The following is an 11,491-nucleotide window of genomic DNA, read 5'->3' on the forward strand; positions in this document are numbered from 1 at the left end:
CAAAATGACGACATCCCGGGGAAACGTTTCTGAGGAAACGCGACATGCCGTACGTTGCACAGCTTGTAGAGTCAGACCGTATCGTTCCCCGCCTCGTCAAGGAAGTGGAGACGGTCTCCGGCAATAGTCCCGAACCGTGGACGGCGGCGCGGGGTCCCGCGCGCCAGATCGGTATCGTCCTGTTCGAGGGCTTTTCGCTGCTGCGCGCCGGCATCGTCGCCGAGGTGTTCAACAAGGCGAACCAGCTGGCCGTCGCGGGAAGCGCGGTGAACTGGATATATACCGTCAAGATGCTGTCGCTCGCCGGCGGCAACGTGCCGTGCTCGTCGTCCGTCCATCTGTGGACCGAGCGCTTCGACGTACGCCAGTACCAGAATTTCGACGCGCTGTTCATCGGCGGCGGCAAAGGCGCGCAGGATGCCTCGCTCGAAGAAGCGTTGCTCGGCCGGATGCGCTTCGGCTACGCGAGCGGAACGTTGCGCAGCACACCGGGCGCGCGCTCGAACTCCACTTCGTCGGGCCTGCTGGGCGCGGGCGACAGGCCCGGCTTCGGCAGCCACGGCGATGCCGACAGCGACGAGGACTGCTTTTCGGCGATGGCCAGCGCGCTGATGCTCGTCAAGTACGACCTCGGTCATGACGTCGCGCGCGAAGTCGGCGAACAGGTCCTGCCCGGCACCGGCGCCAAGCTCGCCATGCTGCTCGCCGAAGCAGGCGTCACCAGCGTGGCCGACAAGGTCCGCGCGTCCGCACGCTGGCTCAAGGACAACTGCGAGCGATCCATATCGGTCGCCGACGCCGCGCAGGTCGCGGCAATGAGCGAGCGCAACTATCTGCGCCGTTTCAAGGATGAAATCGGCATCACGCCGTCCGAGTATCTGTTGCGCGCACGCCTCGACATGGTGTGCCGTCTGCTGATCGAAACCGACCTGCCGGTCGACAAGATCGCACGACGCATCGGCATGGCCAACGGCGACCGGCTTGCAAAGATTTTTCGCAAGCGGCTCTTCGTCTCGCCAACCGAATATCGCTTGCAGAACCGCCAGAACCAGGCTGCTTCCTGAGCGGTTATTGACTCCTCTACAGGTGGCTCATCCGGCGGATCACGTCTGCCGGCCTTCAGTCGTTCAGCTACGAACTAGATGAATCAGATCGGACATACCGCTTCCTTGCCGGCATCTTCGCCGGTTCACACGTTCCTCCAATGGCCGAGGCGTGCGGCGCGCGCGCTCGGGCTTGGCGGCGCGCTGTCGCTGCTGCTCTCGCTTGGCGCTTGCGGGCTCGATCCGGGCCAGCATTTCAGCAGCATGACTCAGGATACCTACGGCACGACCGTGTCGGGCATGCCCGCCGCGCACACCACGGGCTCGGGCGCGGCCAACAGCGATCAGCCGCCTCCCGGTGCGCTGACCGAGATCACCCCCGCGCTGATCAAGGCCGAGCGGCTCGCCGCGCCGACCCGCATCCCGGCGGATGTACAGGCGCTGTTCGCCACGCCGTCGCCTTACAAGATCGGCCCCGGCGACGTGCTCGCCATCGAGGTATGGGACCACCCCGAGCTGAACCTGCCGACCACGAACGTGCAGACGGTCGGGATCGACTTCACGGGTTCGGCCTCGGTATCGACGGGCTACACCGTCGATACCAACGGCTTGATCCAGTTCGCCTATGCCGGAGCGGTTCACGTCGGCGGACTCACCGAGATGCAGGCGCGCAATGCGCTCGCCGCGCAACTCGGCAAATATGTGCGCGACCCGCAGATCACGCTGCGCGTGCAGTCGTACCGGAGCAAGCGCGTCTACATGGACGGGGAAGTGCGCTCGCCGGGTCTGCAGATCTTCAACGACGTGCCGATGACGCTGACCGAGGCGATCAATCGCGCGGGCGGCTTCACCGCGGTCGGCGACCGCGCGAATATCGCGGTGATCCGCGACGGCAAGTCGGTCATCGTCGATATCCCGGCGCTGGTCGACAAAGGCATCAATCCGTCGGACGTGATGCTGCGCAACGGCGACATGGTCCGCGTGTTCGCACGCGAGGACAGCAAGGTATTCCTGATGGGCGAAGTCACGCGCCCGACCACGCTGTTCCTGCGCAACGGCGAGCTGTCGCTCAACGAGGCGCTCGGCGATGCCGGCGGCGTGAGCCAGAACACGGCCGACGCGAAACAGGTCTATGTCGTGCGCAATATCACGGCCGACAAGCACGTGATCTTCCACCTCGACGCGTCAAACCCGAGCGCGCTCGCGCTCGCCGAGAACTTCGAGCTCAAGGCGAAAGACGTCGTGTTCGTCGATACGGCCGCGGTCGTCCGCTGGGGCCGCGTCATCAACAATGTCGTGCCGAGCGCACAGGCCGCGTTCTACAGCAAGTCGGCGTACGGCAATTGATCGACCGCCCGCGGATGAGCCGAGGCGCGCAACACGATCCTCGTCCTCATTCCCGGTGAAACCGGCCCAGCGGCGATTCCGCGCTGCGCCACAGACGTTGCAACTCATTGAAGCAGGAGCCGTACCGTGGACCGACCGACTAACCCGTCTTACAAGCAGCCCGGTAACGACAGGCGCGGCCTGAAAGTCGCCACCCTCCATCCAGCGCCCGCCGCCGAGCCGGCGGGCAGCATCGTCGATGCGAGCGCGTTTATCGATACGCTCTACGACAACCGCTGGATGATCACGGGCATCACCGCCGTCACGACGGCCGTCGCGATCGGCTATGCGGTGCTCGCCGCGCCGATCTACCAGTCGGACATCCTGATCCAGGTCGAGGACAATCCGAATTCGCCGACCGACACGCTGTCGAGCGTGTCGCAGATGTTCGACATCAAGTCCGAGGCCTCGGACGAGATGGAAATCCTGCAGTCGCGGCTCGTGCTCACGCCCGCGGTGCGCAGCCAGGGCCTCACGATCGACGTCGAGCCGCAACGCTTCCCGATATTCGGCCGTTGGTGGTCGACCATGCAGAAGGGCCTCTCGACGCCGGGCTTCTTCGGCTATGGCGGTTACGTATGGGCGCAGGAGCAGGCGCAGGTCGCGACCTTCGACCCGCCGCGAGCGCTGTATGGCAAACCGTTCAAGCTGATCGCGGGTCCGAACGGCCAGTACACGATCGTGAACGACAAGGCCGGCATCCGCGTGACCGGCCACGTCGGCGAGCCGCTTACGGCACAGACCGCGGACGGTCCGCTGACGGCCGATGTCACGAGTCTCCATGCACAGCCAGGCGGCACCTTCTGGCTCAAGCGCGTCTCCGAGGTGACGGCCGTCGAAGCACTGCAACGGGCGATGCGCATCGCGCAGACCTCCAAGGACTCGGATGTGATCCAGGCGAGCCTGCAAGGCCGCGATGCGCATCAGACGAGCGCGGTACTCACCGAGATCGGCCGGCAGTACATCGCCCAGAACATCGAGCGCAAGTCCGCCGAAGCCGAGAAGTCGCTGGCGTTCCTCAACCAGCAGTTGCCGCAACTCAAGCATCAGCTCGAGGAATCGGAGAGCGCATACAACCGGTTCCGCGCCGCCAACCAGACGATCGACCTCACGCAGGAAGGCGCGGCGGTGCTTCAGCAGACCGTCGACGCGCAGAACAAGCTCGCCGATCTCGAACAGAAGCGCAACGAACTGATCGCACGCTTCACCAACGATCACCCCGCCGTGATCGCGATTACGAATCAGGAGACCGTGCTCAGGCAGCGGCTCGCGCAGATCGATTCGAAAACGCGCCAGCTGCCCCAGCTCGAACAGAACGAGCTGCGGCTGCAGCGCGACGTGCAGGTCAACACCGATCTCTATACGGGCCTGCTCAACAGCGCGGAACAGTTGCGAATCGCGCGCGCGGGCAAGACCGGTAACGCGCGGCTCGTCGATACCGCGGTCGTTTCGGAGATTCCCGTCAAGCCGAACCGCAAGCTCGTGGTGGTGCTCGGCGCGGCGGTAGGCCTGTTCGGCGGCTGCCTGATCGCATGGTTCCGCCGGCAACTGTCGCAGGCTGTCATGCATGCGCGCGATATCGAACGCGATACCGGCCTGCCCGTCTATGCGAGCATCCCGCACAGCAAACTGCAGCAGGCGCGCGACACGCGTGCGTACGGACGCATGTGGTCGCCGGCGCAAGCCGGCCGCATCACGCTGCTCGCGCACACCGACAGCGACAGCCTGCCGATCGAGGCGCTGCGCAGCTTCCGCACGGCGCTCCAGTTTCTGCTGCTCGAAGCGAGCAACAATGTCGTGCTGCTGTCGGGGCCGACGCCTGGTGTCGGCAAGTCGTTCACCTCGGCCAATCTCGCCGCCGTGCTCGCGAACTCGCAGCAGCGCGTGCTGCTAATCGACGCCGACATGCGCGACGGCGACCTGCATCGCCATTTCGGCCAGCGCGAAGGCCCGGGGCTCGCGGAGCTGATCGCGCTCGAAAAGCCGTTCGAAGAGGTCGTTCATCGCGCGTTGCTGCCGCGCCTCGACGTGCTCGCACGCGGTGTCGCGCCGAGCAATCCGTCCGAACTGCTGATGAGCAGGCGCTTCACGAACTTCGTCGCGGAAATCGCGAAGCAGTACGACGTCGTGCTGATCGACACGCCGCCGGTGCTTGCGGTCGCCGACGTCGGTTCGCTCGGTCAGCTCGCGGGCTCCGCGTTCCTCGTGGTGCGCCAGGGTTCGACGACCGTCGCGCAGATCAAGGAATCGGCCAAACGCCTCGCGCACGTGGGCGTGATGCTCGACGGGCTCGTGCTCAACGACGTGAAACCGCGGCCTGGCGACAAAACCTATGGTTACGGCACCTACGCCTATCCGGGCGCGCCGCGTGCCCACGCGAAGGCCTGACCATGACGCTTTGCACTTCATCGCACACCGCAGGTCCGGCACGGCGCGCGGCCCGCTGGTTCGGGCTCGGCGCGTGCCTGCTGCCGGCCGTCGCGAGCGCACTGACGCTTCACGTGAGCGCCGCCGCCACCAATACGCCGGCCGATGAACAGGCGAGCGCCGCCACCGCGCCCACCCGGACAAGCGGCGAGCTCGGGCTGCGCGCGGCGGTGGCCGTGCTCGCCGCAAGCAAGTCGCGCTTCGCGGGCGGCAAGGCCGATCGTCTCGACATCGTGCTCGGCCCGGGCACCTACCGGCTCGCGCAACCGCTGCAGATCCGGTTCGACCCGAGCTGGCGCGGTACGCCGGTCAGCCTGTCGGGCGCGGGCGCGGACCGCACCACCTTGTCGGGTGCGAAGATCGTGCGCGGTTTTCATGCGCCGGACGGAAACGACACGGCGGCGGTGCGTCTGCCGGCTGCCGCGCGCAGTCATGTGCTCGTCGCGAAGCTCGCCGATAGCGGCATCGACGATGCGGGCACCTTCGAGCGCCAGGGCTTTGGAATTCGCGTCACGCCCGCGCCGCTCGAACTGTTCTATCGCGGCGAACCGCAGACGCTCGCGCGCTGGCCAAGCCACGGTTTTGCGACGATCGCGTCGCTGCCGGGCGGCGAGAAGGGCACGAGCTTCACGGTCACGGGCGCGCCGCTCGACGCGCTGAAGGCCGAACCCGAGTTGCGCGCGATGGGTTACTGGGCGCGTAACTGGGCCGATACGACGCTGCCCGTCGAATCGGTCGACCCGTCCTCGGGGATCGTCACGCTCGCCGGGCCGGCGCCCATGCTTGGCATGAAAGCCGGCCAGCGCATGGTGTTCGAGAACGCGCTGTCGCAACTCGACCGGCCCGGCGAATGGTATCTCGACCGCGCGTCGATGACGGTCTACTTCTGGCCGCCCGCGCCGCTCTCCGACGGCGACGTCGAAGCGTCGGTCACCAATCAGCTGCTCGTCGCAAGCGCCGCGGGAAATCTGACGATCCACGACCTCGGCTTCGAGGACACGCGCGGCAACGCAATCGAGATCGTCGGCGGCCAGAACATCGAGATCGATCACGCGAAGGTGCGCAACGCGGGCAGCACTGCAGTCTGGTCGACCGCGAGCAACAGCCATTACCGCTTCATGGACGTGTCGAACACGGGCGAAGGCGGCTTCGTGGTTTTCGCGGGCAACCGCCAGACCCTCGCGGCCGGCAACGTCACGATCGAAGACAGCGTGATACACGATTACGCGCTGCGTTCGCGCGCGTACCGGCCCGCGATCAGCGTGACGGGCGTCGGCGACCGGATCGAGCGCAACCATATCTACAACGGTCCGCACGCCGCCATCATTTTCGGCGGCAACGACCATGTGATCACCGGCAACGAGATCGACCACGTCGCACAGGAATCCGACGACACGGGCGCGATCTACACGGGCCGCGACTGGACCGCGCGCGGCACGCTGATCGAAGGCAACTTCCTGCACGACATCGGCAGCGCCGCGCAACCGCAGGCGACGATGGGCATCTATCTCGACGACCAGGGCGGCGGCACGACGATCCGCCGCAACGTGTTCTCGAAGGTCAATCAGGCGATCTTCATCGGCGGCGGGCGCGACAACCTCGTCGAGGACAACCTGTTCGTGAACTGCACGCCGGCGATCCATATCGATTCGCGCGGACTGTCGTGGCAGAAGGGCCTCGCCAACGATCCGAACGGCCAGCTTCGACAGCAGCTCGCACTGGTCCGCTACAACCAGCCGCCCTACTCGACCCGCTACCCGAGCCTTGCGACGCTGCTCGAGAACGCGCCGGGCGCGCCGCAGGGCAATGTCCTGCGCCGCAATGCGGTGATCGGCGGCAAGGCGGCCTCGATCGACCTGCGCGCGACGCCGTATATCGACGTCGGACCGGTGTTCGGCGCAGGCGATGTGAATTTCGTGAAGGCGATGCCCGACGGACAACGCAGCACGTTCGCCGATCTGCAGATCGCGCCGTCTTCGCCGGCGCTGCACGAGGGATTCCAGTTGTCGCCGTTCCGCCCGCTCGATGCCGCGGGCGCCGGCAAGCGGCCCGCGACGGCGGCCAGCAGGTAAACAGCAGTCAGCGAGGTTGGTTGGTTAACCAGGCTCGCAGCAGCACAGAAAACGCAGCACGACCGGCCGTAGCAGGCAACGGCATCACGCATTGCCGGCAAGGATCCCTCAAGGTCTTTCACACGGAACACGCAGCATCATGCGCTTCAGACGAGACATCAATGCGTTAAGAGGAGTGGCGGTCGCGCTCGTCGCGCTGTTCCACTTCCAGACTCCGGGCTTCAACGGCGGCTTTATCGGCGTCGATGTGTTCTTCGTGATCTCGGGCTATCTGATGACGTCGATCGTCGTCGGCCGGCTCGAGAAGACGCGTTTCAGCCTGTGGGACTTCTACGTTGCGCGCTTTACGCGGATCGTGCCCGCGCTCGCGGTGCTCGCCGCGGTGCTGATGGTGTTCGGCTGGTTCTATCTCGACCAGCGCGCGTACAAGCTGCTTGCCGAGCACGCGGGCGCGTCGTTGACCTTCATCTCGAACTTCGTGTTCTGGCGCGAAGCCGGCTATTTCGACGCGTCCTCGCAGTCCAAGTGGATGCTGCATACGTGGTCGCTCGCGGTCGAATGGCAGTTCTACATGGTGTATCCGATCATCCTGATGCTCGGCGCACGTGTGTTCGGCAATAAGCGCGGCGTGTTCCAGGTGCTGCTGGTGCTGATCGGGCTTATCTCGTTCGCGCTCGACCCGGTGATCGCGCGCAGCGCACCCGAGGCCAACTTCTTCCTGCTGCCGACGCGCGCCTGGGAGATGGTGGCCGGCGGTCTCGTGATGCTCAACGCTGGGCGCTTCACGTTCGACGCGCGCACCGCCTCGTTACTCCAGGCGATCGGTCTCGCCGCGATCGTCTGCGCGGGCATGCTCTTCACCGAGGCCTACGACTGGCCCGGCGTCATGACGCTCGTGCCGGCGCTCGGCGCGGCGCTCGTCATCCTCGCGTCCGCGAACGACAGCGCGTTCTCGACCTTCAAGCCGCTGCAACTGCTCGGACGCTGGTCGTATTCGATCTACCTGTGGCACTGGCCGCTGACCGTGCTGATCCGCTACTTCGATTTGCCGGATCGCGATCCGGCGGTTATCGCGAGCGGGCTTGCGCTCTCGGTGCTGCTCGGCTTCCTTTCGTACGAGCTCGTCGAACGCCGGGCCGCGGGCCTGCGCGAACGCTTCGGCCCGCGCGGGATCGCCACGCTCGCGAGCGTGCCGGTCGCCGTCGTGCTCGCCTGCACGGCGGTCACCTTCTCGAACGGCGCGGCCGCGCGACTGCCGAGCGCGGCGCGGCTCGCTTCCGCCGAGAGCACCGATTTCGATCCGCGCCGCGTCGAATGCCTGAACAGGAGCGTGCAGCGCATGCTCGACGGCTCGCGCGAGATCGGCTGCAAATACGGGGACTCGCCGAAGATCGGCGCAATCGTCTGGGGCGACAGTCACGGCAACGCGGTCATTCCCGGCGTCGTCGCGGCGGCCGCCGACTCTCACGACAGCGTGATGTTCTACGGCACGTCCGGCTGCCCGCCCTTCGTCGGCGCGAGCCGGTTCGGCAAGTACACCGAGGAGCCGTGCCGCAAATTCGCGAAGCACGTTGCCGAAGATCTCAAGCAGTACCCGCCGAGCGTGCCGGTCATCGTCGTCGCGCGGTTCTCGATGTATGTCGACGGCAAGAACACGGTCGACGACCCGACCATGCTGATCGGCTACAACGGCGAACGACCGCTCGCCGATCCGGCCGAACGCCGCACGCGCTTCGCGAGCTTCCTGACCCGGGATCTCTGCACGCTTGCGCAGAGCCGGCCGGTGTATGTGCTGATGCCGATTCCCGAGATGAACGAAGATGTGCCGAACACGCTCGCGAAATCGTTGATTCTCGGCAGGCATACGGACGATGTGTCGATCTCCGAGGCCGCTTATTTCAAGCGCAACGCCGTCGCGCGCGCGGCGATCGACGACGCCGCGGCGAGCTGCGGCGTCAAGACGCTCGATCCGCTGCCCTTGCTGTGCCGCGATGCCCGCTGCTACGGCTCGCAGGCGCTGATCCCGCTTTATATCGATAGCGACCACCTCAGCGAACGCGGCAGCCGGCGGCTGAGCCCGCTGTTCCGCCCACTCTTCGATGCGAGCTGATCCGACTATGTCCACTTCCCAACCTTTGCCATCGGTCGGACGCAATGCGCGCTGGCTCGCGACAGCGCAGATCGCCAAGAGCGTGGTCCAGCTCGTCGGCCTGTCGGTTCTGTCGCACCTGCTGAGCCCCGCCGACTTCGGCGTGATGGCGCTCGCGACCATCGTCACCAACTTCGCGGGCCTGCTGCGCGACATGGGCACCGGCCCCGCGCTGATCCGCAGCCGCGACATGTCGCCGACGCTCGCGAATTCGGTGTTCTGGGTCAACCTCAGCGCGGGCTCGGCAATCGCGCTCGTGATCGTCGCGTTCTCGGTGCCGCTCGCGCGGCTGTTCAACTCCGCCTCGCTGAGCCACGTGCTGTGCTGGCTCGCGCTGACCTTCCCGATCATGGCCTTCGGCGCCGCGCACCAGGCGCTGCTCGAACGCGCGTCGCAGTTCCGCACGGTCGCGCGCTCCGACGTGCTCTCGTACACGAGCGGCATGTGCGCGGCGATCGTCTCGGCGCGCCTCGGTCTCGGGATCACGAGTCTCGTCGTGCAGGCGCTCGTGCAATCGACGATGTCGTCGGCGCAGATGTATCTCGCGTCGTCGTGGCGCCCGACGCTGCGCTGGGACGGCAAGGAAGTCCGCAACATCTTCGGCTTCTCGTCGAATCTGACGCTGTCGAACCTCGTGATCTACCTGAACCGCAATGCCGATTCGATGATCGTCGGCAAGGTGCTCGGCGCGATCGCGCTCGGCCCTTACTCGCTCGCGTTCAAGATCATGCTCTATCCGCTGCAGAGCATCGCCTTCGTCGCGTCCAAGGCGCTCTACCCGGTGTTGAGCGCGCATCAGACCGACCCCGACAAGCAGCGCGAGAGCTATCTGCAAAGCGTGTCGTTCGTCGCGCTGATCACGGCGCCGCTGATGGGCGGCCTCGTCGCGCTGCGCGAGCCGTTTATCGCGGTCGCGCTCGGCCCCAAATGGGCAGGCGTCGCCACGCTGCTCGTCTGGCTCGCGCCGGTCGGGTTCGTGCAGTCGGTGTTGAGCACGGCGCCCGCCGTATTCATGGTCAAAGGCCGCACCGACTGGCTGCTGATCCTGAACTTCTGCGTCGCGGTACTGCATATCGCCTGCTGGCTCGTCGGCGCGCACTGGGGCGTGCAAGGCATCGCCGCGGGGTATCTCGTCGCCACGCTGACGAGCGCGCCGATTCACCTCGGCGTGACGGCGCGCCTGCTCGAGATGCCGTTCAGCGCGCTCTATCGCGCGCTGCGCTGGCAAGTCGTGCTCGGCGTCGGCGTCTGTCTGTTTGCGATGCTCGCGAGCCGCGCGATCGGCTCGCTCGACTGGCCGGCGCTCGCGCGCCTGATCGTGGCGGGCCTCGTCGGCGCTGCCTATGGCCTCTGGCACGTCAACCGTTTCAACCCTGAACAGATGTTTGCGCTGCGCCGCGTGCTGCGCTTCGCCTGAACCGTGAGGAGCTATCGATGAACTCGCCCCTGGTCACCGCGGTCATCCCGACCTACCGCCGCGCGAAGATGGTCCGCCGCGCCGTCGAAACCGTGCTCGCGCAGGACTATCCGGCCCTCGAGGTCATCGTGGTCGACGACAACACCGAGCCCGCCGAGCAGCAGGCGGTCCGCGACGCGCTCGCCGGCCTCGGCGAGAACGTGATCGTGATCGCCAATGCGCGCACCAAAGGCGCGTGCGGCGCGCGCAATACGGGCATCCTGCGCGCGCGCGGCGAGTGCATCGCGTTTCTCGACGACGACGACCTCTGGATGCCCGGCAAGATCCGCGAGCAGGTCGCGCTGCTCGAGCGCACGCCGTACGTCGCCGCGCTATGCCACTACATCGACGTCGACGTCGAGTTCAATCACGCGCGGCGCTGCCGCCCGAGCGCGCCGGTGCTCACGCGCACGCAGGCGCTCGGCGGCGAATGCCCGACCTCGACGAGCCTCGTGCTGGTCAGGAAGGACGTGCTCGTCGAGGCGGGCCTGTTCGACGAAACGCTGCCGAGCTTCCAGGATTTCGACATGTGGCTGCGCTGCCTGTCGTTCGGCAATTTCGGCTACGTCGACGACGCGCTCGTGACCTTCATCCAGCACGGCGGCGACCGCACGAGCGTGAACCTGCAGCGGCGCATGGCCGGCCTCGCCGCGATCGAAAAAAAGTGGGGCGCCGAAATGAACACGCACACCGACTTCGCGGCGTTCCGGCGGCGCGTCCAGGTCGATGCGCTGATCGCGAACGGCAAGGCGCGGCTCGGCTCGAGCTATCTCGCCTCGGTCGACTACTTCGTGCGCGCGCTGATCGCCGACCGCGGTTCGAAGCGCACCGCGTTCTGGCTCGCGATCGGCCTGCTCGGCGCACGCGGCGGCAAGGCGCTGTACGGCCGGCTGCTCGGCATGCGGCATGTCGAGACGGTCGAGGTCACCGCATGAACGCTGCCATGCATTGGCCGCCG

7 protein-coding genes are annotated in these 11,491 nt (G+C 66.5%); all 7 read left to right on the top strand.

Features of this window, described 5'->3' with window-relative positions:
- Nucleotides 1–44 precede the first annotated feature (44 nt).
- Nucleotides 45–1,064 (top strand): helix-turn-helix domain-containing protein, encoded by a 1,020-nt coding sequence (locus QYH69_RS27230; RefSeq protein WP_308834823.1) that lies wholly within the window; start codon nt 45–47, stop codon nt 1,062–1,064.
- 78 nt (nt 1,065–1,142) lie between these two features.
- Nucleotides 1,143–2,390, top strand: a complete 1,248-nt coding sequence (locus QYH69_RS27235; protein ID WP_308834824.1) for a polysaccharide biosynthesis/export family protein — start codon at nt 1,143–1,145, stop codon at nt 2,388–2,390.
- Nucleotides 2,391–2,516: 126 nt separating this feature from the next.
- Nucleotides 2,517–4,817 (top strand): polysaccharide biosynthesis tyrosine autokinase, encoded by a 2,301-nt coding sequence (locus QYH69_RS27240; RefSeq protein ID WP_308834825.1) that lies wholly within the window; start codon nt 2,517–2,519, stop codon nt 4,815–4,817.
- Nucleotides 4,818–4,819: 2 nt separating this feature from the next.
- Entirely contained in the window at nt 4,820–6,928 is a 2,109-nt protein-coding gene (locus tag QYH69_RS27245; RefSeq protein WP_308834826.1) for a right-handed parallel beta-helix repeat-containing protein, read from the top strand.
- Between the two features lie 139 nt (nt 6,929–7,067).
- Complete coding sequence (locus QYH69_RS27250; protein WP_308834827.1) at nt 7,068–9,038, top strand: acyltransferase family protein; 1,971 nt, start codon at nt 7,068–7,070, stop codon at nt 9,036–9,038.
- Nucleotides 9,039–9,045: 7 nt separating this feature from the next.
- A complete protein-coding gene (locus QYH69_RS27255; RefSeq protein WP_308834828.1) occupies nt 9,046–10,494 on the top strand; it encodes a lipopolysaccharide biosynthesis protein in 1,449 nt (482 codons plus the stop codon).
- Between the two features lie 17 nt (nt 10,495–10,511).
- Nucleotides 10,512–11,468, top strand: coding sequence for a glycosyltransferase family 2 protein (locus QYH69_RS27260; RefSeq protein WP_308834829.1), 957 nt, complete (start codon nt 10,512–10,514; stop codon nt 11,466–11,468).
- Nucleotides 11,469–11,491: the final 23 nt, after the last annotated feature.

Source organism: Paraburkholderia sp. SARCC-3016, from assembly GCF_031119615.1.
GTDB lineage: Bacteria > Pseudomonadota > Gammaproteobacteria > Burkholderiales > Burkholderiaceae > Paraburkholderia.

What these genes read in the sequence shown, in the direction of transcription:
- QYH69_RS27250 (WP_308834827.1), top strand. Translation starts at nt 7,068, where the DNA reads ATGCGCTTCAGACGAGACATCAATGCGTTAAGAGGAGTGGCGGTCGCG.
- QYH69_RS27230 (WP_308834823.1), top strand. Translation starts at nt 45, where the DNA reads ATGCCGTACGTTGCACAGCTTGTAGAGTCAGACCGTATCGTTCCCCGC.
- QYH69_RS27235 (WP_308834824.1), top strand. Translation starts at nt 1,143, where the DNA reads ATGAATCAGATCGGACATACCGCTTCCTTGCCGGCATCTTCGCCGGTT.
- QYH69_RS27260 (WP_308834829.1), top strand. Translation starts at nt 10,512, where the DNA reads ATGAACTCGCCCCTGGTCACCGCGGTCATCCCGACCTACCGCCGCGCG.
- QYH69_RS27255 (WP_308834828.1), top strand. Translation starts at nt 9,046, where the DNA reads ATGTCCACTTCCCAACCTTTGCCATCGGTCGGACGCAATGCGCGCTGG.
- QYH69_RS27245 (WP_308834826.1), top strand. Translation starts at nt 4,820, where the DNA reads ATGACGCTTTGCACTTCATCGCACACCGCAGGTCCGGCACGGCGCGCG.